The sequence below is a fragment of the Variovorax sp. RKNM96 genome (genome assembly GCF_017161115.1).
Lineage (GTDB): Bacteria > Pseudomonadota > Gammaproteobacteria > Burkholderiales > Burkholderiaceae_C > Variovorax.
Genome location: NZ_CP046508.1, coordinates 1,508,531 through 1,534,540, shown reverse-complemented (window position 1 = coordinate 1,534,540; position 26,010 = coordinate 1,508,531). Strand labels below are relative to the sequence as shown.

The window sequence follows — 26,010 nt, the reverse complement described above, 5'->3', positions numbered from 1 at the left end:
GGCACACTGACCGTCATGCGAAACCGCTCGCGCCGCATCGTGCGCACCTTCTCCCCGCTTCTCTTGCTCGCCCTGGCCATCGGAGCCAGCTCCGCGGTCGCCACACCCAACTGCACCGTCGCCCTCTGGGGCGATTCGATCCTCTACGGCGGGTTCGGCGCGTCGCTGACGAACCGCATCAAGGAGCCACCGTCGGCCGCGCTCAAGCGCATCCGCCCCGCCTGGACCATTGCCGACTACAGCGTGCCGGGTGACAGCGCCCACAAGCGCCTGCCAACCTTCGTGCTGCAGCCGATGCCCGCTCGCGTCGTGGTGCTGCAATACGGCATCAACGATGCCGGCAACAGCTACCGGTACGAACCGGCCTTGCGCGGAATGGTCGACTACGTCCAGGCCGCCGGCAAGACATCGATCATTACCGGCCTTTCGCAGGTGAAGGCCGACCGCATGCCGCTGCGCGAGGACTACAACGCCACGGCGCGCCGCGTCGCCCAGGAAGAAGGCGTGTTGTTTGCCGACTGGGGCGCCGTGCGTTTCGACCCCGCCGACATGGTGGACGACATCCATCCCCAGCAGCCGTACAGCACGCGCCTTGTGGAGCGGCTTGCGCTGGCGCTCGATCAGGTCGCCCCCGAGTGCGCGCCCCGCGCCAAACGGGGTTAACCAATCGCCTCGGCCGCGATGACGAAACGCATCGCATCCGGCACCGCAGCACGAAGAAAGACCAGTTCCGCCGGCCGATGACTGGCCGCGCGCACCGGTTGCTGCGGCAGCGCCTCCGGGGTCCAGCCCCGTGACTGCCATTGCGCCAGCGGCACCAGCGTGCGCAGCCCACGCGTCGCTGCCTTGCGCATGGCGCTGCCGGTGTTGAACGGTGTCACATGCGCCGCCGCCTCGTAGGCAGTCGCCAGTGCCCTGGCATCGAAGGTCAGCAGCATCTGCGGGCGGTTGCCCAGCGCGGCCCGATGGCGCGTCACGCGATCGGGGTCAAGCCAGAAGAACACGCAACTGTTGAGCAGCGCATACCAGTCGGCCGGCGCCAGGCCCGGGTCGAGGCAACGCGCGAGCGCCTGCGGCGGCATCGGCCGCTGGTCGCGGATGTAGCAACCGTCGGGCAGGGTCACGCCCTGGGGGCGATGGGCGCGCACGGCCGCCTCGACCTCGACGCCGAATGCGCCCCGGCGCAGCAGTTCGTCGGTGCTGCACAGCCCCTGCACCTGCACGGCCGCCCAGTTGGCCCGATCGACAAAATGGAAGGCCTCCGCGGGCAGGCTGGGCATGGCGTGGGTCTTCAGGCCTCGGCGCGCAGGCCGGTGTGCACGGTCGGGTGCGCGAGCCGCACGCGCAATTCGCGCTTGAGCCGCGTGTTGTCAAGCCGGCGCGATTCGCCCATGAAGCTCAGCAACTGCAGCGGCAACTGGCGCTCGGCTTCCTCGCGCGGCACGCGCGGCGGGCGCGGCATGCCGTAGAGATCGGCCGCGAGATCGACGTAGTCGCCCATGCGCAATTCGGTGTCGTCCGCGGCATGGACGATGCGCTGCGGCCGGCCCCGGAATAGCGACGCGATGCAGGCGCGCGCCAGGTCGTCGGCATGGATGTGGCTGGTGTAGACGTCGTCCTCCTGCCGCAGCACCGGCGTGCCGCGCTGCAGACGCGCGCGGGGCGTGCCGTTCTCGCGGTCGGGCGCGTAGATGCCCGGAATGCGCAGGATGCTCGCGCGCACGCCGGCGCTGCGGCCGAGCCAGCGCACGGCGCGCTCGGCATCCACGCGGCGGTGGGAGCGTGGCGTGTCGGGCCGCACGGCGCGCGTTTCGCTCACGCGGGCGCCGCCGCAATCGCCGTACACGCCGCTGGTCGAGCCGTAGACGAGGGCCAGAGGCACCGAGCGCAGCCGCAGCGCGCGCGCCAGGGCCGTGGTCCGCTGGTCACGCCACCAGGCGGCGCCGCCATCGCGCGCAGGCGGCGCCAAGTGCAACACCCGCGTCGCGATGCCCGCCAGCCGGCGCAGCGTGGCCGGCGCGTCCAGGTTGCCCACCAGCGGGCGGATCCCGGCCTCACGCAGCGCAGCGACCCGCTCGGCCGAGGACGTGAGCGCCACCAGCTGCATGCGGCCGCGCAGGTCTCGCGCCACCCGCTGGCCGACATCGCCGCAACCGACGATCAGGAGGCGCTCGCGCCGGAACCGCGCCGGCAGCGCGCCGGAGGGGCTATTGATTGAAGGCAAAATCCTGTTCCCTTTCCGTTTCAGACCCAGGCTGAAAAACAAGCCGAAGAATACAGATGACTGCTGCACCGCCGCACGAAGCCGGCTTTTCCATCACCGTCGAACCCAGCGGGCGCCATTTCGTGGTTCACGGCGACGAAACCATCCTGGCAGCCGGCATCCGTCAAGGCATCGGCCTGCCCTATGGCTGCAAAGACGGCGCCTGCGGCTCCTGCAAGTGCAAGAAGCTCTCGGGCGAAGTCACCCTCGGCCCGCACCAGAGCAAGGCCCTGAGCGCCGAGGAGCAGCTCGCGGGCTATGTGTTGACCTGCTGCGCCCACGCCACCAGCGACGTGGTGCTCGAATCGCGCCAGGTCACCGAGGCCGGTGCGCTGCCGATCCGCAAGATGCCGGTACGGGTGCTGGCCCTCACGCGGCAATCGCACGACGTGATGATGCTGCGCCTGCAACTGCCGGCCGGCGAGCCGCTGCAGTTCCATGCGGGGCAATACGTGGAGTTCATATTGCGCGACGGCGCGCGCCGCAGTTACTCGATGGCCAACGCGCCGCACACGCTGGCCCAGCCGGGCACGGGCATCGAACTGCACCTGCGTCACCTGCCGGGCGGCAAGTTCACCGACCATGTCTTCGGCGTCATGAAGGAAAAGGAAATCCTGCGCATCGAAGGCCCCTTCGGCAGCTTCTTCCTGCGCGAGGACTCCGACAAACCGATGATCCTCCTGGCCTCGGGCACGGGTTTCGCCCCGATCAAGGCGTTGCTGGAGCACATGAAGTTCAAGGGCATCGAGCGGCCCGCCACGCTCTACTGGGGCGGCCGCCGCCCGGAAGACCTGTACATGGACGAGTGGGTGCGCGGCCAATTGGCAGAGATGCCGAACCTGCGTTACGTGCCAGTGATCTCCAACGCCACGCCCGACGACAACTGGACCGGTCGCACCGGCTTCGTCCACCAGGCGGTGTTGGAAGACTTCGCAGACCTGTCGGGCCACCAGGTCTATGCCTGCGGCGCGCCCATCGTGGTCGACTCGGCCAAGCGCGACTACGTGGCGCTGGCGGGCCTGCCCGAAGAAGAATTCTTTGCCGACGCGTTCACCACCGAGGCCGACAAGGCCATGCCCTGAGCTCGCCCAGCCCCGATCCCGCCCCGACCCCGATTCCCCACCCGTAGACAGCCAAGAAAAATGAAGACGAGACGCTTCCTCCTCACCCTGCTCGCAGGCGCCGCAACCCTCGGCGCAGGCCACGCCACGGCCCAGCAGCAGCGCCCCATCCGCCTCGTCGTGCCTTACGCCGCAGGCGGCCCCATCGACGTCACCGCGCGCATGCTGGCCGAGCGCGTCAAGGACGTGCTGGGCCCGGTCATCATCGACAACAAGCCCGGTGCGGGCGGCAACATCGGCGCCGACATCGTGGCCAAGGCGCCGCCGGACGGCCTCACGATCGGCGTCGCGGCCACGGCCACCAACGCGGTCAACCCGTGGCTCTACAGCAAGATCCCGTTCAACGCCGCGACCGACTTCGCGCCGATCACGCAAATGGTCCGCGTGCCCAACGTGCTCGTGATGAACGCCGAGACGGCCAAGCGCCTGAATATCAACTCGGTAGCCGACCTGATCCGCTACGCCAAGGCCAACCCCGCCAAGCTCAACTACGGCAGCGGCGGCAACGGCAGTGCCGGGCACCTGGCGGGCGAGCTCTTCAAGAAGGAAGCGGGCATCTTCGCGCTGCACATTCCGTACAACGGCGGCAACCCGGCGCAGCTGGCGCTGATCTCGGGGCAGGTCGATTTCAACTTCGACAACCTCGCAACCGCAGCGCCGAACATCCGCTCGGGCAAGCTGAAGGCGATTGCGGTGACGACGCTGCAACGCAGCAGCGCGCTGCCCGAGGTGCCGCCGGTGGCCGACACGCTCAAGGGCTTCTCGATCGACACCTGGTGGGGCCTGGTCGCGCCGGCCGGTACGCCGCACGACATGGTCGTGAAGCTCAATCAGGCCTTCGTTGCCGCGCTGAATGCGCCGGAAACGAAGACCCGTTTTGCATCGCTGCTGGCCGAGCCCGTAGGCAATTCGCCTGAGCAGTTCGGCGCTTTCATGAAGACCGAACTCGCGAAGTACGAGAAGGTCGTGAAAGCGACCGGCGCGAAAGTGGACTGAGTTATTCGCCGAGGTACGCGGCCCGCACCCGCGGGTCGCGCAGCAGTTCCTTGGCGTCGCCGTCCATCGTGATGAGCCCCGACTCCATCACGTAGCCACGGTCGGCCAGTTGCAGCGCGCGGTTGGCGTTCTGCTCCACCAGCAGGATCGTGACACCTTGCGAGGCGACGGTCTGCACCACTTCGAAGATCTTGTCGCACATGATCGGCGAAAGGCCCATGGTGGGTTCATCGAGCAGCAGCACCTTGGGGCGCGCCATCAGCGCGCGGCCCATGGCGAGCATCTGCTGCTCGCCGCCCGACATCGTGCCGGCCAGCTGGTCCTTGCGCTCGCGCAGACGCGGGAAGGTGACGAACACACGTTCCATGTCGCTCGCGATGCCCGCCTTGTCGGTGCGGATGTAGGCGCCGATCTGCAGGTTCTCGGTGATTGTCATGCGCGTGAAGACGCCGCGGCCTTCGGGCACCATCACGAGGCCTTCGCCCACGAGGTCCCAGGCGCCGCGGCCCTTGATGCTGCGGCCGAGGAACTCGATGTTGCCCGCACCAGCCGGCAGCGTGCCGGTGATGGCCTTCATGGTGGTCGTCTTGCCGGCGCCGTTGGAGCCGATCAGCGAGACCAGCTCGCCCTCGCGCACCTCGAAGTCCACGCCCTTGACGGCCTGGATGCCGCCATAGCCGACCTTCAGGCCGCTGACCTTGAGCAGCGTCTTGCCGGCCGCCTTGGCCTGCACCGCGGTGGCGCGGGTTTCTTCTTCGCTCGTCATCGTTGCTGTGCTCATTTCAGTGCCCCCCCGTTCCGAGGTAAGCCTCGATCACTTTTTCGTTCTTCTGCACGTCGACCGGCGTGCCCTCGGCAATCTGCTTGCCGTAGTCGAGCACGGTGACGCGGTCGCACAGGCCCATGATGAGCTTGACGTCGTGTTCGATGATCAGGATGGTGCGGTCGTCGCGGCGGATGCGGTCGATCAGCTCGCGCAGCAGCACCTTCTCGGTCGAATTCATGCCGGCCGCCGGCTCGTCGAGCGCGATGAGCTGCGGGTCGGTGGCCAGCGCACGGGCGATCTCGAGGCGGCGCTGGTCGCCGTAGCTCAGCGTGCGCGCCTTGTAGTCGGCGAACTTGCCGATGCCCACGTAGTCGAGCAACTCGTGCGCACGGTCGGCAATGGCTTTTTCCTCGGCCTTGAAGCTGCCGGTGCGCAGCATCGCGCCGAACACACCCGAATGGGTACGGATGTGGCGGCCGACCATCACGTTCTCCAGCGCCGTCATTTCGGCGAAGAGGCGGATGTTCTGGAAGGTGCGCGCGATGCCGGCCTTGGCCACTTCGTGCACCGCCGTCGGCTGGTAGGGCTTGCCGGCCAGCTCGAAGGTGCCGCTGTCGGGCGTGTAGAGCCCGGTGATCACGTTGAAGAAGGTGGTCTTGCCGGCGCCGTTGGGGCCGATCAGGCCATAGACCTGGCCACGCTTGATGGTGATGCCGACGTCGGAAAGCGCCTGCAGGCCGCCGAAGCGCTTGGAGATGCCGCGAACGTCGAGGATGGTGTCTGTGGTTGTCGTCATGTCTGTTTCTCCTCGGCTCACGGATTGATCGACATGGGACGCTCGGCACCGCCGGGCAATTCGTCGGCGGGTGTATCGATGCCCGGGGCGTGGGTCTGCAACGAACCGGGCGCAACGGCGGCATGGGTCGGGTCGACGGGCACGCCGCCCTTCTTGGTCAGCGTCTTGCCGTGCTCGGGCGACGGCCAGAGGCCGCGCGGTCGCACCAGCATGATGACGATCATGGCGAGCGCGATGAAGAGCTGGCGCAGGATGGACGCATCGAGGCGGCCGTCGGTCAGCGATTGCAGCGGGCCGGCCACATAGCGCAGCACTTCGGGCAATGCAGCCAGCAGCACCGCGCCGAGGATGACGCCGGGCAGGTGCCCGATGCCGCCCAGCACCACCATGGCCACGATCATCACCGACTCCATCAGGCTGAAGGACTCGGGCGAGACGAAGCCCTGGAAGGCCGCGAACATCGCGCCCGAGACGCCGCCGAAGCTCGCGCCCATGCCGAAGGCCAGGAGCTTCATGTTGCGGGTGTTGATGCCCATCGCCTTGGCGGCGATCTCGTCTTCGCGAATCGCCATCCAGGCGCGCCCGATGCGCGAGACCTGCAGGCGGTGCGAAATGATGATGGTGGCGATCACGAGCGCCAGGAAGAGGTAGTAGTACAGCGACACCGAGGAGATGGTGAAGCCGTCGAACTTCCAGGCCTTGCCGAGGTCGAGGCCCCAGAACTTGATCGAGTCGATCGCCGTGATGCCCTTGGGACCGTTGGTGATGTTCACCGGCTGGTCCAGGTTGTTCAGGAACACGCGGATGATTTCGCCGAAGCCGAGCGTCACGATCGCCAGGTAGTCGCCGCGCAGCTTGAGCGTGGGCGCGCCGAGCAGCACGCCGAGCACGCCGGCCACCACGAGCGCGAGCGGTATCACGATCAGCAGCGAGGTGTGCAGCCCGTTCGGGAACATCTGCGCGAACCACGGGAAGGTCTCGGTCAGGTGCGAGGAACCCATGAGCGCGAAGAGGTAGGCCCCCACCGCGAAGAAGGCGACATAGCCCAGGTCGAGCAGGCCGGCATAGCCAACCACGATGTTGAGGCCCAGGGCCAGCAGCACGTAGAGCAAGGCGATGTCGGCGATGCGCACCCAGGCGTTGCCCTGCATCTGCAGCAGCAGGGGCAGCGCAAGCACCGCGATGGCGCCGATGACGTAGAGAGCGAGGTTTTTTCTGTTCTTCATGATGCGTCGCTCCTCAGGCACGGTCCGCCACGCGTTCGCCGAGCAGGCCCGACGGTCGCAGGGTGAGCATGACGATCAGCACGATGAACGCGAAGATGTCGCTGTAGTTGCTGCCCAGCACGCCACCCGTGAGGGTGCCGATGTAGCCGGAGCCGATGGCCTCGATGAGGCCGAGCAGGATGCCGCCGACCACCGCGCCCGCGAGGTTGCCGATGCCGCCGAACACGGCTGCGGTGAAGGCCTTCAGGCCGGGCAGGAAGCCCATCGCGTGCTGCGCGATGCCGTAGTTCGATGCATACATCACGCCGGCGATGGCCGCGAGCACAGCGCCGATGATGAAGGTGGCCGAGATGACCATGTCGGGGCGGATGCCCATGAGCGCGGCGACGCGCGGGTTCTCCGCGGTGGCGCGCATGGCGCGCCCGAGCTTGGTGTAGTTGACCAGCCACATCAGCACCACGAGCGAAAACGCCGTGACGCTCAGGATCATGACCTGCGTGGGCGAGATCACGGCGCCGCCCACGTGGATGGGGTCGGTCGGCAGCAGGTTGGGGTAGGCCTTGTTGGTCGGCTTCCAGATGATCATGGCCAGCGTCTGCAGCAGGATCGACATGCCGATGGCCGTGATGAGCGGCGCGAGCTTGGGGCTGTTGCGCAACGGCCGGTAGGCCACCTTCTCGATCACGAAATTGAGCGTGGCCGCGACGATGCAGGCAATGATCAATGCGATGAGAAGGATCAGCCAGCCCGGCGTGTTGGGCATGCCGTCCTTCATGAGGCCGATGATGGTCCAGCTTGTGAGAGCCCCCACCATCAGCACTTCTCCGTGCGCGAAATTGATGAGGTTGATGATGCCGTACACCATGGTGTAGCCCAAGGCTATCAAGGCATACATGCTGCCGAGTACCAGACCGTTGATGATCTGCTGCAGCAATATTTCCATAACGCGATTCCCTATGTGTTGCACCGTTGCGGGGTGCCATTCACCCACCGTGGCACCGGTTTGGCGCCCTTGGCTGGACAAGCAAAAAACCAGCCAGCATGTGTCGCAGGCGGATTTGTGGGCGGGATTGTAAGCACGCACCAGCGCTGATTTGGTGCGCAGCGACCGGGGTTTACCCGCTCACGCCATGCTGTATGGGCGTAAGTTCATGCGCGGCACGCGCAGGGCGCGCAAGAGGGTATCAGTCGCCTTTTCCAGCGTTCAGGCGGCGCAGTTCGCGCAGCTTTTCGCCGATGCGGATTTCGAGGCCGCGGTCCACGGGCTCGTAGAAAACCTGGCCTTCCAGGCCCTCGGGCAGGTAGTTTTCGCCGGCGGCGAAACCGCCCTCCTCGTCGTGCGCATAGCGGTAGCCCTTGCCGTAGTCGAGCTCCTTCATGAGCTTGGTGGGCGCATTGCGCAGGTGCATGGGCACCGGGCGCGTGCTGTCCTTCTTGATGAGGGCGCGCACGGCGTTGTAGGCCTTGTAGACCGCGTTCGACTTGGGTGCGATCGCAAGGTACACGACGCATTCGGCCAGCGCGAGCTCGCCCTCGGGCGTGCCCAGGCGCTCGTAGACCTCGGCCGCATCGAGCGCCAGGCGCAGCGCGCGGGGGTCGGCCAGGCCGATGTCCTCGCTGGCCATGCGCACGAGGCGCCGTGCCATGTAGCGGGGATCGGCACCGCCGTCGAGCATGCGCACGAACCAATAGAGCGCGGCATCTGGATCGCTGCCGCGCACCGATTTGTGCAGCGCGCTGATGGTGTCGTAGAACTGCTCGCCGCCCTTGTCGTAGCGCCGCATGCGCTCGCCGAGCACGCGCAGCAGCCATTCATCGCCGATGTTTTCCAGCTTCTCGGCGCGGGCCGCGACGGCAAGCGTTTCGAGCGTGTTGAGCAGGCGGCGCGCGTCGCCGTCGGCATAGGCCACGAGGCGGTCGATGGCCGCCTCGTCGATGGCCGGGACCGCCTGAATCGATTGCGCCTTGGCGACGATCTGCTTGAGATCGCCTTCGTTGAGCGACTGCAGCACGTACACCGCCGCCCGCGACAACAAGGCCGAGTTGACCTCGAACGAGGGGTTCTCGGTGGTCGCGCCGATGAAGGTGAAAAGCCCCGATTCCACATGCGGCAGGAACGCGTCCTGCTGGCTCTTGTTGAAGCGGTGCACCTCGTCGACGAAGACGATGGTGCGCTGCTGCTCCAGGCCGTCCCGCGCGGCCGTGGCGCGCTCGACCGCCTCGCGGATGTCCTTCACGCCGCCCAGGACCGCGCTGATGCTCAGGAACTGTGCGTCGAAGGCGTCGGCCATCAGCCGCGCGATGGTGGTCTTGCCGGTGCCCGGCGGCCCCCAGAGGATGCAGGAATGCGGCTGGCCCGACTCGAAGGCGATGCGCAGCGACATGCCCGGGCCGAGCAGGTGCTGCTGGCCGATCACTTCGCCGAGCGTCTTCGGACGAAGACGCTCGGCAAGGGGTTGGTGGGAACTGGTGGCCAAACCTTGTGGCGATTACTGCTTGACGACGTCGGCGCCTGCGGGCGCCTTGAAGTCGAACACGCTGGCCGAGAGCGAAGGATTCACTTCGACCTTACTGAACTTGAGCACCGAGCGCTGGCCGAAGCTGTCGAGGATTTCGAGCGCCGCGAGGGCCTCGCCCTGGAAGCCGACCAGCACGCTTTGCAACTGGCCGTCCTTGTTCTTCGGGGTGGCCTTGACCCATTCGAGGCCGTCGCGTTCGGGCGCGGCTTCGAGCGCGAAATCGGCCTGCAGCGCACGAAGGTCGGGCGCCGCGGCGATCAGCGCCGCCGGGGTGGAGCCCAACGCCTGCGCCTGGGCCCGCTGCGTGACCTGGTTCAGGTCGGCGTCGTAAAGCCACAGTGTCTTGCCATCGGCCACGATGCTCTGGGCAAAAGGCTTGCGGTAATCGAACTTGAATTTGCCGGGACGCTGGAATTCGAAGGTGCCAGTCGATGTCTTGACGCGGCCGGGCTGGCCTTCGCGCGAGGGCGCGGTCACGGTCTGGGTGAATTCGGCGCGGCCGGATTTGACCGTCTTCACGAAGGTCTCGAGGCTTTCAAGGCCTCCAGCCCAGGCATTGGCGGAGCAGAGAAGGCCAATCAGTAACCAATGGCGGATTTTCAATTTGGATTCCTCGAAAAAGCTCGGAAAAGCTATTGCACAGGGCATCGACCCTAACTGCCGCGAATTGCGGCAGGTGTAGGTCTTCATGAAGATTTGCAATGCCCGCGAGCGCTTCTGCAAATTGCCTTTCAGCACGTAACCGGAATTGAGAGCCGCTGCCGCACCAATCAATTATTCGGTGCGCGCGGGCACCAGGATTTCGCGCTGGCCGCTGCCGCTCATGGCACTGACCAAACCTGCCTTTTCCATGTCTTCGACAAGGCGCGCGGCGCGGTTGTAGCCGATCTTCAAATGGCGCTGCACCAGCGAGATGCTGGCCTTGCGGTTCTTGAGCACGACTTCGACCGCCTGGTCGTACATCGGGTCCTTCTCGGCATCGCCACCGCCCAGCAGGTCGCCGTCACCGTCGCCATCGACCGTGCCGCCTTCGAGCACGCCCTCGATGTAGTCGGGTTCGCCCTGGCTCTTGAGGTAGGCCACCACGCGGTGCACTTCCTCGTCGCTCACGAAGGCACCGTGCACGCGGATCGGCAGGCCGCTGCCGCTGGCCATGTAGAGCATATCGCCCATGCCCAGCAGCGCCTCGGCGCCCATCTGGTCGAGGATGGTGCGGCTGTCGATCTTGGAGCCCACCGAGAACGCGATGCGCGTGGGGATGTTGGCCTTGATGAGGCCGGTGATCACGTCGACGCTGGGGCGCTGCGTGGCCAGGATGAGGTGGATGCCGGCGGCGCGCGCCTTCTGCGCGAGGCGGGCGATCAACTCTTCGATCTTCTTGCCCACCACCATCATCAGGTCGGCCAGCTCGTCGATGATCACCACGATGTGCGGCTCGCGCTTGAGCGGCTCCGGATCGTCCGGCGTGAGGCTGAAGGGGTTGTAGATGAATTCCTCGCGCACCTTGGCTTCGTCGATCTTGGTGTTGTAGCCGGCCAGGTTGCGCACACCGAGCTTGCTCATGAGCTTGTAGCGGCGCTCCATCTCGGCCACGCACCAGTTCAGGCCGTGCGCGGCCTGGCGCATGTCGGTGACCACGGGCGCCAGCAGGTGCGGAATGCCTTCGTAGACCGACATTTCGAGCATCTTCGGGTCGATCATCAAGAGCCGCACGTCGCGTGCCTCGGCCTTGTAGAGCAGCGACAGGATCATGGCGTTGATACCCACCGACTTGCCCGAACCGGTGGTACCGGCCACCAGCACGTGCGGCATCTTCGCGAGGTCGGCCACCACGGGGTTACCGATGATGTCCTTGCCCAGGCCCATGGTGAGCATGGACTTGCCTTCGTTGTAGATCTGCGAGCCCAGGATTTCGCTGAGCTTGATCGACTGACGCTTGGCGTTCGGCAGTTCGAGCGCCATGTAGTTCTTGCCGGGAATGGTCTCGACCACGCGGATCGACACCAGCGAGAGCGAACGCGCGAGGTCCTTGGCAAGGCCCAGGATCTGCGATCCCTTGACGCCGGTGGCGGGCTCGATCTCGTAGCGGGTGATCACCGGGCCCGGCGAGGCGAGCACCACGCGCACTTCGACGCCGAAGTCCTTGAGCTTCTTCTCGATCATGCGCGAGGTCATCTCGAGCGTGTCGGCGGAGACGGTTTCCTGGCGCGCCAACGCAGCATCGAGCAGGTCGACCTGCGGCAGCTTGCTGTCGGGAAGTTCCTTGAAGAGGGGCTTCTGGCGCTCCTTGACGACGCGATCGCTTCGGGGCACCTCGGTCATCGCGGGTTCGATCTGCACCGGTGGCGACGGCGGGCGGCGCTTGGGGCGCGGCTCGATGAGGATTTCCTCGTCGTCGGGGAAATCGGTCGTCATGGTCGGCTCGCCGCCCTTGCTGCCCGAATCGCCGCGCGTGAATGCAGGCTCGTCGGCTTCGGCGCGCTCGCGGGCCGCCTGCTTGCCCATGGCGATGTCGGCGGCCATCTCGCGCTTCTCGCGGCGCGACTCGAAGAGCGAATAGGCGCGGGCACCGATGCGCTCGGCAATCAGGCTCCACGAGAAACGGAAGACCAGCGCCGAGCCGATCACGCCGCCGGCAATGGCCACCAGCGCCGAGCCGGTGAAGCCCATCCAGCGCACGCTGGCCGGTCCCACGAGATAACCGAGCGCACCGCCACCCGAACCCGGCAGGTGCGATTCGAGCCGGTACAGGCGCGACCATTCGAGCATGGTGCTCGCGCACAACAGCAGGATCAGGCCGAACCAGAACGCGAGGCGGCTGCGATTGAAGCGGCCGCGCGGGGGCTGCTCGGCCGGTGCGGCTTCACCGCCACGGAGCCAATTGGCCAGCGAAGACAGCCAGGCACGCAAGCCGGCCGCGAGGCACCACCAGACGGAATAGCCGGCCGCGTAGTAGCTGCCATCGGCCAGCCAGGCGCCGATGCGGCCGCCCCAGTTCTTGATGTCGCCGCCGGTGCCCGATGTCGACCAGGCAGCGTCGGAGGGCGTGAAGCTCAGCATCGCGAGCAGCCAGAACAACAGCGCTGCGAATCCGGCGATCAACGTGATTTCGTGGGCGAAGCGCATGGCGCGCACGCGCACGGGTTGCCCATCGGCAGCAGAAGAAGATTGAAGCGTATTGAGCGAATAGGTCATGAAAAACACGGCACCCGGCCCTGGAAATCGGGGGCCGGACGCCCGAACACTACAACAAAAGGCCGGCGCCGCCAGAAGCGACCGGCCCGAACGCTCAGGTGAGCGTCAGGAGCCGTTCCTTGACGATCATCGAGCCATCGTCCAGGGTCTGAACGAAGCCGCGCTCTTCCAGATCCTTCATCACGCGGCTCACCATTTCTCGCGAGGCACCGACCATCTTGGCCAGGTCCTGGCGGGAGATCTTGTCGCGCACCTTGAGGTTGCCAGCGCCGTCGTCGACCGCGAATTCGAGCAGCGAGCGGGCCACGCGGCCGTAGACGTCCATCAGCGCCAGGGACTCGATCTTCCGGTCGGCATGGCGCAGGCGCTGCACCAAGCCGCGCATGATGTTGTAGGCCATTGAGGAGTTCTCGGGCAGGCAGCGCGCAAACGCATCGCGGCCGAGCATGAGGACGTCGCACTGGATCTCGGTGCGCACCGTGGCCGAGTGCGGCTCGTCGTCGATCAGGCTCATTTCGCCGAGGTAGTCGCCGGGGTGCAGCGTGGCCAGGATGACCTCGCGGCCCCGGCTGTCGGCACTGGTCACCCGGGCTCTCCCGGTGAGGATGATGTAGAGCGCATCGGACTTCTTGCCCTGCTCCACGACAACTTCGGCGCGCTTGAAGCGCTTCTTGATGATCGCATCCGCGATGCTTGCGGACTGCGTGGCCGTCAACGACGCGAACAAAGGAACGCGCCGAAGCAATTCAAGGTTGGACAGCATCGACATTTATCAATCCCTGAGACAGCACGCGGAGTTGGTCCAGAAGGCAAGCCAATGGATTACTACAATCGCGCGCATTGAAAACACCGTGCACCCGGTGTTGAACCGGGCGGTGATACTCCATATATATCGCTACCACCCTGAAAATGTACACGCTGACGCAGCGTATATCCTAGGTTTTCTATTCATGTCTGCTCCCCAACACGCCAAGGTTTTGATTCTCGGCTCCGGCCCCGCCGGCTATACCGCGGCCGTCTACGCGGCCCGCGCAAACCTGCAGCCTTTGCTCATCACGGGCATCGCCCAGGGCGGCCAGTTGATGACCACCACCGAGGTCGACAACTGGCCGGCCGATGTGCATGGCGTGCAGGGGCCGGAGCTCATGCAGCGTTTTCTCGAACACGCCGAACGCTTCAAGACGCAGATCGTTTTCGACCACATCAACAAGGTCGACCTGAGCAAGCGCCCGTTCATTCTGACCGGCGACAGCGGCACCTACACCTGCGATTCGCTGATCATCGCCACGGGTGCATCCGCCAAGTACCTGGGCCTCGATTCCGAAGAGAAGTTCATGGGCCGCGGCGTCTCCGCCTGCGCGACCTGCGACGGCTTCTTCTATCGCGAGCAGGAAGTCTGCGTAATCGGCGGCGGCAACACGGCCGTCGAGGAAGCGCTGTACCTTTCCAACATCGCGAACAAGGTCACGCTGGTGCATCGCCGCGACAAGTTCCGCGCCGAGCCGATCCTGATCGACAAGGTCAAGGAGAAGGTTGCCGAAGGCAAGATCGTTCTGAAGCTGCACAACGAACTCGACGAGGTGCTGGGAGACGGCACCGGCGTGACCGGCATCCGGATCAAGAACACGCAGACCGGCGAGACCGAGCAGATCGATCTCAAGGGTTGCTTCATCGCCATCGGACACCATCCCAACACCGACATCTTCCAGGGCCAGCTGGAAATGAAGGACAACTACATCCTGACCCGCTCGGGCCTGCAGGGCTTCGCCACGATGACCAGCATTCCGGGCGTCTTCGCCGCCGGCGACGTGCAGGACAACGTGTACCGCCAGGCCATCACAAGCGCCGGCACGGGCTGCATGGCTGCGCTGGATGCACAGCGCTTCCTGGAGCAGGACGGCACCCTCTAAATTCGGGCGCAACCCAAAAGGGCTATAATCCGAGGCTTTGCCGAAACAGGGCCCTCTCTCGGGGGCTCGCTGCGTTCAGGCAAAGCCGGGGTACCGCCACCCGTTTCTGGCGAGGTCAAGCTGCAAAACACCTGCAATCACCACGATTGCGCCGGTGCCAGCTGTTCAAGAAAGAGTGTCCACATGGCACGCGTATGCGACGTAACGGGCAAAGGCCCGATGGTCGGAAACAACGTTTCCCACGCCAACAACAAAACCAAGCGCCGGTTCCTGCCGAACCTGCAATACCGCCGTTTCTGGGTCGAGACTGAAAACCGCTGGGTTCGCCTGCGCGTTTCGAGCGCTGCACTGCGCCTGATCGACAAGAACGGTATCGACGCCGTGCTCGCAGACCTGCGCGCACGCGGCCAAGCTTAAGGAGCTGAATCATGGCAACGAGCAAAGGCGGACGCGAAAAGATCAAGCTGGAATCCACCGCGGGTACCGGCCACTTCTACACGACCAGCAAGAACAAGAAGACGATGCCTGAAAAGATGTCGATCATGAAGTTCGACCCGAAGGCACGCAAGCACGTCGAATACAAGGAAATCAAGCTGAAGTAATTCAGCCCTGGTTTGCCAAACGAAAAACCCGCTGCTTACCCAGCGGGTTTTTTGTTGCCTGTCGATTTGTGTTGGCCCCTCCGGCGATACCAATGCACAAATACGGCAGACACAAAAAAGCCGACCCGAGGTCGGCTTTCTTATTGAAAGGCCAAGCCTCTCAGGCGCGTGCAGCGCGCAGGCGCGTCGAGAACTCGCGCAAACCCGCAATGCCGCTGGCTTCAGCACGATGGCACCAGGCCGCCAGATCGGCCGCCAGTTGCTCGCGCGATTGCGAGGTATTGAGCCAGAGCTGACGCAGCTCTTCGCGCATCGTCACCATCTTGTCGAGCACCGGGTGGGCTGCACGTGCCTGCACGATGTGCGTGCGGGCCGAGGCGGGCACCTTGTCGTCGTCGCGGTGCAGCCAGCGCTTGGCAGCCTTGAGCACCGACAGGTCGGCGCCCTTGGTCTTCAAGAGGGCCAGCTCTTCGCTGGTCGCGCGGCGCATTTCGCGGGCATAGCCGGCCATGACTTCGTAGCGATTGGCGATAACGGCCTCGAGCGTCTTCTCGTTGGCCACGGGCTGGATGTCGCCCATCTGCATCTTCGGCGGCACCTTCTTGACCTTGGCCCAGCCGATGGCCTGCATCGCCTGGATGTAGATCCAGCCGATGTCGAACTCGTACTTCTTGACCGAGAACTTGGCCGATGTCGGGTAGGTGTGGTGGTTGTTGTGCAACTCTTCGCCGCCGATGATCAGGCCCCAGGGCATGATGTTGCGGCTGGCGTCGGGCGCTTCGAAGTTGCGGTAGCCCCAGTAGTGGCCGATGCCGTTGATGATGCCGGCGGCGGTGATCGGGATCCAGAGCATCTGGACTGCCCACACGGCCATGCCGAGCGTGCCGAACAGCGCCAGGTTGATCACCAGCATCAGGCCCACGCCTTGCCAGCTGTAGCGCGAATACAGGTTGCGTTCGATCCAGTCATCGGGCGTGCCGTGGCCGTAGCGATCGATCGTGTCCTTGTTCTTCGATTCCTTGCGATACAGCTCTGCGCCGCGCCAGAACACTTCGTCGATGCCCTTGACCTGCGGGCTGTGCGGGTCTTCCTGCGTTTCGCACTTGGCGTGGTGCTTGCGGTGAATGGCAACCCATTCCTTGGTCACCATGCCGGTGCCGAGCCACAGCCAGAGGCGGAAGAAATGCGAAGGGATCGGGCCCAGATCCATGGCCCGGTGCGTTTGCGTGCGGTGCAGGAAGATCGTGACCGCAGCAATCGTGATGTGCGTGGTGACGAGCGTGTACAGCACGACTTGCCACCATGTGAGGTCCCACAAGCCGTGTCCGAGCCATTGGATGGCCGCGTTGAGAACGGCAGAGTCAGGAAGCAACATTGAGTCAGGTACTCCATAGCCACACGAAGGTGCAGCCTTAAGCTAACCGGCGATTTTAAGGCGACAGGGCCAAAACGAGGCCGTTTACCCTTCAGGAAAAGCGCTGATTAACCCTAGTTTGGAGTCCCGCCCCTATTTGCGGTTCCACACGGCCGCGAAGAAACCGTCGGTTGAATGGCGGTGCGGCCACAGTCGCAGGTAGCGCCTGCCGTCCGCCCCACCGGCACAAAGCGCCTCGAAACCCTCCACTTTGAGCCCCTGCAGCAGTTCCGCGGCGTCAAGCGGCTCGAAATCGGGGTTGGCGGCGCCGAAAGCCTCCGCAATGGCTTCGTTTTCCTCCGGCAGCACGCTGCAGGTGGCGTAAACCAGCCGACCGCCAGACTTCACGAGTCGGGCCGCGCTTTGCAGGATCGCGGTCTGCTTGACCGTCAGTTCCTCCACCGACTTGGGCGACTGGCGCCATTTCAGGTCGGGATTGCGGCGCAGTGTCCCGAGCCCCGAGCACGGCGCGTCGACCAGAACGCGGTCGATCTTGCCCGCCAGGCGCTTGATCCGGTCGTCCCGCTCATGCGCGATGGCAGCCGGGTGAACATTCGAGAGCTTGCTGCGCGCCAGCCGCGGCTTGAGCGCATCGAGCCGGTGCGCCGACGTATCGAAGGCGTAGAGGCGGCCCGTATTCCGCATCGTGGCACCGATGGCCAGCGTCTTGCCGCCCGCGCCGGCGCAGAAATCGACCACCATCTCGCCGCGCTTGGCATCCAGCAGCAGCGCGAGCAGTTGGGAGCCTTCGTCCTGCACCTCGACGGCGCCGCGGGCGAACGCATCCAGCTTGGTCAACGCCGGCTTGCCTTCGATGCGCAGGCCCCAGGGCGAGAACGGTGTTGCTTCGGATTTAATAGCAGCCTTCGCAAGCTCCGCCTTCACTTCCGCCCGCTTGTCGGTCAGCGCATTGACGCGCAGGTCGAGCGGTGCCGACTGCTGCAGGCTTTCGACCAGCGGCCAGAATCCGTCGCCGAGTTGCGCCTTGAGCGGCGTGACCAGCCATTCCGGCAGGTTGTGACGGTGGCGCTCCAGCAGGTCGTCCGGCTTGACGGCATCGCAGTTGTCGAGCCAGCGCTTCTCGGTGTCGTTGAGCGCGCTCTTCAAAAAATCGCGCGGGCCGTGAAAGCCGAGGATCGCCATGCGGCGCTCCTTTGACCCGCTGCCCGAAGGCGAGAGGTGGTCGAACAAAAGCTTCTTGCGAAGGACGGTGTAGACGGTCTCGGCCAGTGTAGCGCGCTCTCGCGGGCCGAACTCGCGGTGGTCGCGAAAGAAGCGGGAAACGACCTGGTCGGCCGGGTGATCGAATTTCAGGACAAGGCCCACCAGATCGGCGGTGGCCTCCAACAGGGCTTTGGGGTGCATCCCCCGATTGTCTCAGGCGGTCGCCGTGCTACCCCTCGCGCGTCCAGGCCACCCCGAAAGCGTGCTGCTCGATGTCCGCCAGCGTGGGCGAATCGCCGGCCCAGAGCACCAGCGCCGCACCTGGCAGGGTCAGCGTCTGCTCCAGCTGGCGGCACAGCTGCCAGCGGTCGCCGTCATCGAGCCCCGGCAGTTCGACGAACACGATGTACGCACGGCGCCAAGGGAATTCGCGCAGGTTCTTGCGCACCAGCCAGGCCCGCGACACAGGGAGACAGCGAACGAGATCCGCCTTCAATTCACCCAACTCGTGGTCGTTCAGGTCGTGTCGCCCGATCTGGCTGAAGAACGGCGTCTCGGTGATTTCCTCCCAGGCGCGCGCCTCGGCTTCCTCCGCCTCCTTGAGCCGGCCGCGCCACAGCTTCAACGCTTCCTCGTCGTGGGGCCCGGCGTCAGGGTCTTCCAGCGAAGCGACGGCGCTCTTGGCGGCCCACCAGCGGCTGGCGGCGCCCGACTGGTGCAGCCGCTCGAGCACCGCGAGACGGCCGGCGCGGTCGCTCACGGGCAGCATCTGGACCAGCCCGCGCAACGCCCCCGGGTGCTCCGGCGCGATGCGCAGTGCGCTCTCGTAACGAACGCGCACCAGCGCTGCCGGATCGAGCCGGCGCTCGGAATCGGCCCACTCGACCATCTCGTCGGGTGTGTTGCGCTCGCCACGCGCGGCCAGCACCGCGATGCGCTCGCGGATGCGCGCGCGGTGCGCATGGTGCTGCTTCCAGTCGCTGGCGTGGGCGCGGCGCCATTGGTTGTCGAAATGCCCGATCCATTTCGCGCTGTCGGCCAGCAGGTCGAGTGCCGGCCGCTCCGACCATGGCGGCAGAACCGCCTTCTGCCCCAGCGCTTCCAGCCGGTCGCGCAGCACCGGATGGGTGTCGTCCAGGTCGCTGACGCGGCGCATCGCCTCGCGCAGCGCCTGGCGGGCGAAATCGTCGCTCGGCGGCGTGTGGGCAAGCTTGCGCAGCGCCGCGAAGGGTCCCGGGGCTTGCGGCTCCAGCTCGGCGCGAGCCCAGTGCGAGGGCCAGAACTCGTTGGCGTACCAGTTGCCCTTGATCGCGATCTCGGTCAGCGCGGCGGCCGCCACCGCGGTGCCCAGCAGCCGGCCCGAGATGCGGTCGGCCTCGTATTCGTCCTGCCGGGCCAGCGCGAAAGTCTTCGCTGCGAAGCGCGGGAAATACCAACGGAAAAAGGCCTGCGACACCAGCGCCATCACGCCTTCGTCGCTCTGCAGGCTCGCGTCCAGCTTGAGCCAGGAGAGCCGCGTACGGTAGATCCAGGCACTCAGCTTCCCGTGGTTGCCGCGCAGGTGGCCGTACTCGTGCGCCAGCACCGACAGCAGCCGCTGCCGGTTCAGCATCATCAAAAGAGGCAGGCCGATGCTCAGGGAATTGACTGCGCCCCCGAAGAGGCCGAAGCGCGGCACCTGCCGGATGCTGGCGTTGAAGTCGTCGTCCAGATAGACGCGATGGACCGGCGGCCCCTTGATCTTGCCGCGGATGCGGTCCAGCGCCTCGAAGAGCGCCGGCGCATCGGCGCGCGAGAGCTCCTTGCCCTCCGGCTCGTCGAAGCGCACCCAGAGCGCACGCACCGTGGCCCAGAGCAGCCCCACGGAAAAAGCCAGCAGCCAGCCGTGCGACACGCTGAAGCGTTCACGCCCGAGCGACGAAACCACCCAGGCGATGATGCCCACCGAGAGTCCGAGACAGCCCAGCACCCAGAGGTAGCCGAGCGCAGCGAATGCCGCGACACTGCGCCGGTAGCGTGCGCTGTTGTCGGCACTGGCATGCTCGCTCAGTCGAACCAGGTGAACAAAATCCGCGCGATCCATTCGACTCCCGTCAAATCAAGCACCGACCGTTTTTGAAGAAAGAAGCCCCCGTTGAACGACGACGACCTGCCACCCCTGATCGAAACGCCTCCAGGCCGCTACCGCCACTACAAGGGCGGCGAATACGAAGTCCTGGGCACCGTGCGCCACAGCGAAACCCTGGAGCCCATGACGCTGTACCGCGCGCTTTATGGGGCCCACGGCCTCTGGGTACGCCCCGCCACAATGTTTGGCGAAACGATCGAGATCGACGGCGTGATGCGGCGCAGGTTCACGCCGATCTAGCCGGGCTGGCGCAGGCACGCGTCAACCGCAGCCGACATCGGTCACGCGGTTGCGCGCATCGACATGGAGGTTGAGCCGACCGCCGTTGAATTCCATCGTGACGGCCTCGCCCGGCTTCAGCGCGCGGACGATCCCTGCACCGGACCGGGCCCGGGCCGCGGCCTCGAGCTGCGGCGTCAGAGGCTGGCCGACGGCGAACTTCGCACCATCGGCATTGCATTGGTAGACGGGCTCCGTCCGCGCAGCGGGCGCCGGGGCGGGAGCAGGTGCAGGCGCCGGTGTCGACGCTGCACAGCCCGCCACGAGAGCGGCTCCAGCAACAGTCACCAGCAGGTTTGGGTATCTATTTCTCACTTCGAACTCCCCCGAAAACCTGCCAATATAAACAAAATTAACGAATGTGACTTGATGTATCCGAAAGCCATCCGGCAATGGCGCGTGGATACAACTGATGCTCCTGCGCCAGCACCCTGCCCGCCAAGGTGGCGGCGGTGTCGTCGGGCAGCACGGGCACCACGGCCTGCGCGAGGATCGGCCCATGGTCGAGTTCGGTGGTGACCTGGTGCACGGTCACGCCGGCCACCTTGCAGCCCGCATCGATGGCGCGCTGATGGGTATGGAGCCCCGGAAAGGCCGGCAGCAGCGAAGGATGGATGTTCACCAGCCGGCCCGCATAGCGCTCGACGAAGCCCGGCGTCAGGATGCGCATGAACCCCGCCAGCACCACCAGCGCCGGCGAATGCGCGTCGACGACCTTCGCCAGCGCCTGGTCGAAAGCCTCCCGGGTCGGGAATTCCTTGTGCGGCACAACTTCGGTGGCAATGCCATGCGCCTTGGCGAACGCAAGCCCGCCGGCTTCGGCCTTGTTGCTCACAACGGCCGCAATGCGCGCGCCGAAGCGCTCGGTCCAGCGGTCGCTCTCGGCCGCACGCACGATGGCGGCCATGTTGGAGCCGCCGCCGGAAATCAGGATCACGATGTTCTTCATGGGAGGGCGGGATTATCCGTGGGCCGCTTGTCGCAACGCGGACACCAGATCACAGCACGACCGTGCTAAAACTCGAAGCTCCGGAGACACACCGCGTCGGCGGTGACCGATCAACACAGCGAGGCACGCATGGATTTGAGCTTCACGCCCGAAGAACAGAAGTTCCGCGAAGAGATTCGCGCATGGGTCAAGGACAACCTCCCCAAAGAGATTTCGCACAAGGTGCACAACGCGCTCGAACTCACGCGCGACGATCTTCAGAGCTGGGCCAAGATCCTCGGCAAGAAGGGCTGGCTGGGCTACGGATGGCCCACCGAATTCGGCGGCCCCGGCTGGACCGCCGTGCAGCGCCACCTCTTCGAGGAAGAAACCGCCCTCGCCGGCGCACCGCGCATCGTTCCGTTCGGCCCCGTGATGGTCGCCCCGGTGATCATGGCCTTCGGCAACGCCGAGCAGCAAAAGCGCTTCCTCCCCGGCATCGCGAGCGGCGAAGTCTGGTGGAGCCAGGGCTACAGCGAACCGGGCTCGGGCTCCGACCTCGCCTCGGTCAAGACCAAGGCAGAGCGCAAGGGCGACAAGTACATCGTCAACGGCCAGAAGACCTGGACCACGCTCGGCCAGTACGGCGACTGGATGTTCAACCTCGTGCGCACCAGCAACGAAGGCAAGCCGCAAACGGGCATCAGCTTCCTGCTGCTCGACATGAAGTCGCCCGGCGTCACCGTGCGCCCGATCAAGCTGCTGGACGGCGGCCATGAAGTCAACGAAGTGTTCTTCGACAACGTCGAGGTGCCCGCCGAAAACCTGATCGGCGAAGAGAACAAGGGCTGGACCTACGCCAAGCACCTGCTCTCGCACGAGCGCACCAACATCGCCGACGTGAACCGCGCCAAGCGCGAGCTCGAGCGCCTGAAACGCATCGCCAAGAGCGAAGGCGTCTACGAAGACACGCGCTTCCGCGACGAGATCGCCAAGCTCGAAGTCGACATTGTCGCGCTCGAGATGATGGTGCTGCGCGTGCTCTCGGCCGCCACCTCGGGCAAGAACTCGCTCGACGTGGCGGGCCTGCTCAAGATCCGCGGCAGCGAGATCCAGCAGCGCTACAGCGAACTGATGATGCTGGCCGGCGGCCCCTATTCGCTGCCGCTGATCCGCGAGGCGATGGAAGCCGGCTGGCAAGGCAACTTCCCCGGCGGCAACCCGGCGATCGCGCCGCTGTCGTCGACCTTCTTCAACATGCGCAAGACCACGATCTACGGCGGCTCGAACGAAGTGCAACGCAACATCGTCGCGCAGACGGTTCTGGGCTGAGGAGACAAGAACATGGATTTCAATTTCACCGACGACCAGGAACAACTGCGCGACGCCGTTCGCAAATGGGTCGACAAGGGCTATGACTTCGAACGCCGCCGCGGCATCGAGGCCAAGGGCGGTTTCTCGCGCGAAGCCTGGGACGAACTGGCCGAGCTGGGCCTGGGCGGTCTTTATATCGCCGAGGACGACGGCGGCCTGGGCATGGGCCCGGTGGCCGGCATGGTCGTGATGGAAGAACTGGGCCGCGGCATCGTGCTGGAACCGTTCGCGCAGACGCTGATCGCCGGCGCCGTGCTCAGCGGCTATGCCGACGCAGGCACCAAGGACAACTGGCTGCCGCGCATCGCCGGTGGCCAGGCCATCGTGGTGCTGGCCTACCAGGAGCGCAAGGCGCGTTATCGCCTCGACGTGTGCGACGCCCATGCCGCCAAGGCCGGCGACGGCTGGTCGCTGAACGGCGCCAAGAGCGTGGTGCCGGTCGGCGACGAAGCCGACGCGTACATCGTCCCGGCCAAGGTCGACGGCAAGATCGCCCTCTTCCTGGTCGAGCGCAGCGCAAGCGGCGTCGAGGCCCGCGGCTACGGCACGCAGGACGGCGGCCGCGCAGCCGAAGTCGTGTTCGACAAGGCCGACGCCACGCTGATCACGGCGGACGGCCTGGCCGCGCTGGAATACGCAGTCGATGTCGGCATTGCCGCCACCTGTGCCGAAGCGGTCGGCGTGATGGACAAGACCGTCGCCCTCACCGTCGAGTACATGAACCAGCGCAAGCAGTTCGGCGTGACCATCTCCACCTTCCAGGCGCTGCGCCACCGCGTCGCCGACATGAAGATGCAGCTGGAACTCGCACGCTCGATGAGCTACTACGCGACGCTCAAGCTCAACGCCCCCGCCGAGGAACGGCGCCAGGCGCTGGCGCGCGCCAAGTACCAGCTGGGCACGTCGATGCGCTACGTGGCCGCCAACTCGGTGCAGTTGCATGGCGGCATCGGGGTGACCGACGAATACATCGGCAGCCACTACTTCCGCAAGCTCACGCAGCTCGAGATGACCTTCGGCGACACGCTGCACCATCTGGGCGAAGTCTCCGCGCGCATGCAGGACACTGCGGGCGTCTTCGCCTGACAGCAGTTTTCCCATAGCATCCAACGCCCGCCCGCCTTGCGCCGGCGGGCGTTTTCACTTGGAACCCAGCCAGGACAGAAACATGCCATCCCGCCGCACCCTCCTCGCCCTTGGGCTAGCCTCGACCGCCATGCTGACCGCCTGCGCCACCGCGCCGACGCCCTCCTCCACCGAACGCCCGCCGATCGTCTTCATGCATGGCAACGGCGATTCGGCGGCGCTGTGGCAGACCACGATCTGGCGCTTCGAGTCGAACGGCTGGCCGCGCGACCGGCTCTTTGCGGTCGACCAGCCGAACCCGGTCGCCCGCGACGATGACGCAATCGCCCAGCCCGGCCGCAGTTCGACCACCGATTCGGCTGTCTTCCTGAAGGCCGAGGTCGACAAGGTGCTCAAGGCCACGGGCGCGAGCAAGGTCGTGCTGATCGGCAACTCGCGCGGCGGCAACACGATCCGCAACTACGTGCAGAACGGCGGCGGCGCGGCCGTGGTGAGCCATGTGGTGCTTGGCGGCAACCCGGCGCACGGCATCTGGGCCGTGAAGGGCTTTCGCGAGAACAACGAGTTCTCGGGCCTGTCGGGCTTCATGACGCAACTCAATGCGCCCAAGGGCACGAATGGCGACGAGGTCACGCCCGGCGTGAAGTGGCTCACCTTGCGCTCGGACAACAACGACAAGTACGCCCAGCTCGACGGCGTGTGGATCGGCACGCCCGGCAAGCCGACCAACATCGGCTTCGACGGGCCGGCGCTCAAGGGCGCGACGAATGTCGTGCTGCCGCGCGCGGATCACCGCGAGACCTCGTTCTCGCCCGCCGCGTTTGCGGCGACATGGCAGTTCCTGACGGGCCAGGCGCCGCGCAGTACTGCGGTGGCGGCCGAGACGAACGTCGTGCTCAACGGCCGTGCGATCGGCGCGGAGAACCTCTCGCTGAACGGCGGGCAACTGCGCATCTACGCGGTCGACCCGGTCACGGGCGTGCGGCAGGGCGATGCGGTGCACAGCAAGAACATCGGCGCCGACGGCCGCTGGGGACCTTTCAGTGCGCAAGCCGGCACGGCGTACGAGTTTGTGCTGAGCGCGGCCGGCTACGGCACCACGCACATCTACCGCAGCCCGTTCCCGCGCAGCAGCGGCGTCGTGAACCTGCGGCCCGAGCGCATCACGCCCGGCGATGGCAGCGCCAACGTGGTCGTGGTCTTCACGCGGCCGCGCGGGTACTTCGATGCGGAGCGCGACACGATGCGCTTCGACGGGCAAAGCCTGCCGGCCGGCGTGCCGCCCAAGGGCTCGGGCGTGTCGAGTTCCAGATTGAGGATTGCCGCGAGCGAACAGCAGCGTGCGGTCACCGGTGAATTCAACGGCGAGCGCATCACCGGCCTGACATGGCCGGCGGTGAAGGAGCATGTGACGGTGCTCGAACTGACTTACTGAGCGAGGACAACGGACATGAGCGACATCAGTTCCCCTTTCGTGCTGAACACACGCGATGCGCGCGGCGTGGTCACGCTGACGCTGAACCGGCCGGCCTCCTTCAACGCCCTCTCGGAGGGCATGCTCGGTGCGCTGGAAACGGCACTGGGCGACATCGCAGCCGACGAAACCGTGCGCGCCGTCGTCATTGCGGCCGAGGGCAAGGCTTTTTGCGCGGGCCATGACCTGAAGGAAATGCGCGCGGAGCCCTCGCTCGGCTACTACCAGCAGCTCTTCGAGCGTTGCGGCGCGATGATGCTGTCGATCCAGCGGCTGCCCGTGCCGGTGATCGCGCGCGTGCACGGCATCGCGACCGCTGCCGGGTGCCAGCTGGTGGCTGTGTGCGACCTGGCCGTGGCGTCGAGCGATGCGCGCTTTGCGGTCAGCGGTGTGAACGTGGGGCTGTTCTGCGCCACGCCGAGCGTCACGCTGTCGCGCAACCTCGGACGCAAGGAAGCCTTCGAGATGCTGGTGACCGGTGAATTCATCAGCGCGCGGGAAGCGCGGGAGAAGGGGCTGGTCAACCGGGTGGCGGTGCCCACCGAACTCGACGCCGCGGTCGAAGCGCTGGTCGCCAGCATCGTCGCCAAGCCCCGCAAGGCGCTCGCGCTCGGCAAGGCCCTGTTCTACCGCCAGCTGGAAACCGGCATCGAAGCCGCACTGGCCGACGCCAGCCAGACCATGGCCTGCAACATGATGGACGAGAGCGCGCTCGAAGGCGTTCAGGCCTTCATCGAGAAGCGCCCGCCGGACTGGAAGCGCTGAAGAA

Annotated in this window: 26 protein-coding genes; 11 read left to right on the top strand and 15 right to left on the bottom strand. The window is 65.8% G+C overall.

Annotated features, from left to right (window positions below):
- Window positions 1-15 precede the first annotated feature (15 nt).
- Window positions 16-663 carry an SGNH/GDSL hydrolase family protein gene (locus tag GNX71_RS07005; RefSeq protein ID WP_206177651.1) on the top strand — a complete coding sequence of 216 codons (648 nt, stop codon included), beginning with the start codon at window positions 16-18 and terminating at the stop codon, window positions 661-663.
- On the opposite strand, the gene GNX71_RS07000 is transcribed toward GNX71_RS07005, so the two are convergent.
- Together GNX71_RS07000 and GNX71_RS06995 are read right to left on the bottom strand one after the other, a co-directional pair.
- A complete protein-coding gene (locus GNX71_RS07000; RefSeq protein WP_206177650.1) occupies window positions 660-1,280 on the bottom strand; it encodes a hypothetical protein in 621 nt (206 codons plus the stop codon). The genes GNX71_RS07005 and GNX71_RS07000 overlap by 4 nt on opposite strands.
- Before the next feature lie 11 nt (window positions 1,281-1,291).
- A complete protein-coding gene (locus GNX71_RS06995) occupies window positions 1,292-2,224 on the bottom strand; it encodes an SDR family oxidoreductase (RefSeq protein ID WP_206177649.1) in 933 nt (310 codons plus the stop codon).
- Window positions 2,225-2,280: 56 nt separating this feature from the next.
- On the opposite strand from GNX71_RS06995, the gene GNX71_RS06990 reads away from it, so the two are divergent.
- Both GNX71_RS06990 and GNX71_RS06985 read left to right on the top strand, forming a co-directional pair.
- Window positions 2,281-3,345 (top strand): CDP-6-deoxy-delta-3,4-glucoseen reductase, encoded by a 1,065-nt coding sequence (locus GNX71_RS06990; protein WP_206177648.1) that lies wholly within the window; start codon window positions 2,281-2,283, stop codon window positions 3,343-3,345.
- A gap of 60 nt (window positions 3,346-3,405) precedes the next feature.
- Window positions 3,406-4,380, top strand: a complete 975-nt coding sequence (locus GNX71_RS06985; protein WP_206177647.1) for a tripartite tricarboxylate transporter substrate binding protein — start codon at window positions 3,406-3,408, stop codon at window positions 4,378-4,380.
- A 1-nt stretch (window position 4,381) separates the two neighbouring features.
- On the opposite strand, the gene GNX71_RS06980 is transcribed toward GNX71_RS06985, so the two are convergent.
- The 8 genes from GNX71_RS06980 to GNX71_RS06945 all read right to left on the bottom strand — a co-directional run bounded on the left by GNX71_RS06980 (window position 4,382) and on the right by GNX71_RS06945 (window position 13,651).
- Window positions 4,382-5,146 carry an ABC transporter ATP-binding protein gene (locus GNX71_RS06980; protein WP_206179368.1) on the bottom strand — a complete coding sequence of 255 codons (765 nt, stop codon included), beginning with the start codon at window positions 5,144-5,146 and terminating at the stop codon, window positions 4,382-4,384.
- 16 nt (window positions 5,147-5,162) lie between these two features.
- Complete coding sequence (locus GNX71_RS06975; RefSeq protein ID WP_206177646.1) at window positions 5,163-5,942, bottom strand: ABC transporter ATP-binding protein; 780 nt, start codon at window positions 5,940-5,942, stop codon at window positions 5,163-5,165.
- Between the two features lie 17 nt (window positions 5,943-5,959).
- A complete protein-coding gene (locus GNX71_RS06970) occupies window positions 5,960-7,168 on the bottom strand; it encodes an ABC transporter ATP-binding protein (protein ID WP_206177645.1) in 1,209 nt (402 codons plus the stop codon).
- 13 nt (window positions 7,169-7,181) lie between these two features.
- A complete protein-coding gene (locus GNX71_RS06965) occupies window positions 7,182-8,111 on the bottom strand; it encodes a branched-chain amino acid ABC transporter permease (RefSeq protein WP_206177644.1) in 930 nt (309 codons plus the stop codon).
- Window positions 8,112-8,352: 241 nt separating this feature from the next.
- Entirely contained in the window at window positions 8,353-9,645 is a 1,293-nt protein-coding gene (locus GNX71_RS06960) for a replication-associated recombination protein A (RefSeq protein ID WP_206177643.1), read from the bottom strand.
- A gap of 12 nt (window positions 9,646-9,657) precedes the next feature.
- A complete protein-coding gene (lolA, locus tag GNX71_RS06955; RefSeq protein ID WP_206177642.1) occupies window positions 9,658-10,290 on the bottom strand; it encodes an outer membrane lipoprotein chaperone LolA in 633 nt (210 codons plus the stop codon).
- A gap of 171 nt (window positions 10,291-10,461) precedes the next feature.
- Entirely contained in the window at window positions 10,462-12,882 is a 2,421-nt protein-coding gene (locus GNX71_RS06950) for a DNA translocase FtsK (protein ID WP_206177641.1), read from the bottom strand.
- Between the two features lie 94 nt (window positions 12,883-12,976).
- A complete protein-coding gene (locus GNX71_RS06945) occupies window positions 12,977-13,651 on the bottom strand; it encodes a Crp/Fnr family transcriptional regulator (RefSeq protein WP_042580841.1) in 675 nt (224 codons plus the stop codon).
- A gap of 181 nt (window positions 13,652-13,832) precedes the next feature.
- Here GNX71_RS06945 and trxB point away from each other — a divergent pair, with 181 nt between their 5' ends.
- The 3 genes from trxB (at window position 13,833) to rpmG (ending at window position 15,394) form a co-directional block, all read left to right on the top strand.
- The gene (trxB, locus tag GNX71_RS06940) at window positions 13,833-14,792 is read left to right on the top strand and encodes a thioredoxin-disulfide reductase (RefSeq protein ID WP_206177640.1); all 960 of its coding nucleotides are present in this window, start codon (window positions 13,833-13,835) and stop codon (window positions 14,790-14,792) included.
- Between the two features lie 183 nt (window positions 14,793-14,975).
- Entirely contained in the window at window positions 14,976-15,209 is a 234-nt protein-coding gene (rpmB, locus tag GNX71_RS06935; protein WP_007830293.1) for a 50S ribosomal protein L28, read from the top strand.
- Between the two features lie 11 nt (window positions 15,210-15,220).
- Complete coding sequence (gene rpmG, locus GNX71_RS06930) at window positions 15,221-15,394, top strand: 50S ribosomal protein L33 (RefSeq protein WP_007830291.1); 174 nt, start codon at window positions 15,221-15,223, stop codon at window positions 15,392-15,394.
- Between the two features lie 160 nt (window positions 15,395-15,554).
- Here the strand turns inward: rpmG and GNX71_RS06925 are convergent, their stop codons facing one another.
- From GNX71_RS06925 to GNX71_RS06915, 3 genes are all read right to left on the bottom strand, one after another.
- Entirely contained in the window at window positions 15,555-16,769 is a 1,215-nt protein-coding gene (locus tag GNX71_RS06925; protein WP_206177639.1) for a fatty acid desaturase, read from the bottom strand.
- Window positions 16,770-16,901: 132 nt separating this feature from the next.
- A complete protein-coding gene (locus tag GNX71_RS06920) occupies window positions 16,902-18,173 on the bottom strand; it encodes an RsmB/NOP family class I SAM-dependent RNA methyltransferase (RefSeq protein WP_206177638.1) in 1,272 nt (423 codons plus the stop codon).
- Window positions 18,174-18,201: 28 nt separating this feature from the next.
- Complete coding sequence (locus GNX71_RS06915) at window positions 18,202-20,055, bottom strand: M48 family metallopeptidase (RefSeq protein ID WP_206177637.1); 1,854 nt, start codon at window positions 20,053-20,055, stop codon at window positions 18,202-18,204.
- Between the two features lie 51 nt (window positions 20,056-20,106).
- On the opposite strand from GNX71_RS06915, the gene GNX71_RS06910 reads away from it, so the two are divergent.
- Window positions 20,107-20,340 carry a DUF1653 domain-containing protein gene (locus GNX71_RS06910; protein ID WP_206177636.1) on the top strand — a complete coding sequence of 78 codons (234 nt, stop codon included), beginning with the start codon at window positions 20,107-20,109 and terminating at the stop codon, window positions 20,338-20,340.
- Window positions 20,341-20,361: 21 nt separating this feature from the next.
- Here GNX71_RS06910 and GNX71_RS06905 read toward each other — a convergent pair whose 3' ends face one another.
- Complete coding sequence (locus GNX71_RS06905; protein WP_241027186.1) at window positions 20,362-20,667, bottom strand: I78 family peptidase inhibitor; 306 nt, start codon at window positions 20,665-20,667, stop codon at window positions 20,362-20,364.
- 64 nt (window positions 20,668-20,731) lie between these two features.
- Window positions 20,732-21,328, bottom strand: a complete 597-nt coding sequence (purN, locus tag GNX71_RS06900; protein WP_206177634.1) for a phosphoribosylglycinamide formyltransferase — start codon at window positions 21,326-21,328, stop codon at window positions 20,732-20,734.
- Window positions 21,329-21,457: 129 nt separating this feature from the next.
- Between purN and GNX71_RS06895 the strand changes: the two genes are divergently transcribed.
- The 4 genes from GNX71_RS06895 (at window position 21,458) to GNX71_RS06880 (ending at window position 26,006) form a co-directional block, all read left to right on the top strand.
- Window positions 21,458-22,639, top strand: a complete 1,182-nt coding sequence (locus tag GNX71_RS06895; RefSeq protein WP_206177633.1) for an acyl-CoA dehydrogenase family protein — start codon at window positions 21,458-21,460, stop codon at window positions 22,637-22,639.
- A 12-nt stretch (window positions 22,640-22,651) separates the two neighbouring features.
- On the top strand, window positions 22,652-23,767 hold the full coding sequence (locus tag GNX71_RS06890) for an acyl-CoA dehydrogenase family protein (RefSeq protein WP_206177632.1): 1,116 nt from the start codon (window positions 22,652-22,654) through the stop codon (window positions 23,765-23,767).
- Between the two features lie 82 nt (window positions 23,768-23,849).
- On the top strand, window positions 23,850-25,202 hold the full coding sequence (locus GNX71_RS06885) for an alpha/beta fold hydrolase (protein WP_206177631.1): 1,353 nt from the start codon (window positions 23,850-23,852) through the stop codon (window positions 25,200-25,202).
- A 15-nt stretch (window positions 25,203-25,217) separates the two neighbouring features.
- Window positions 25,218-26,006 carry an enoyl-CoA hydratase gene (locus GNX71_RS06880; RefSeq protein WP_206177630.1) on the top strand — a complete coding sequence of 263 codons (789 nt, stop codon included), beginning with the start codon at window positions 25,218-25,220 and terminating at the stop codon, window positions 26,004-26,006.
- The last annotated feature ends 4 nt before the right edge of the window (window positions 26,007-26,010 follow it).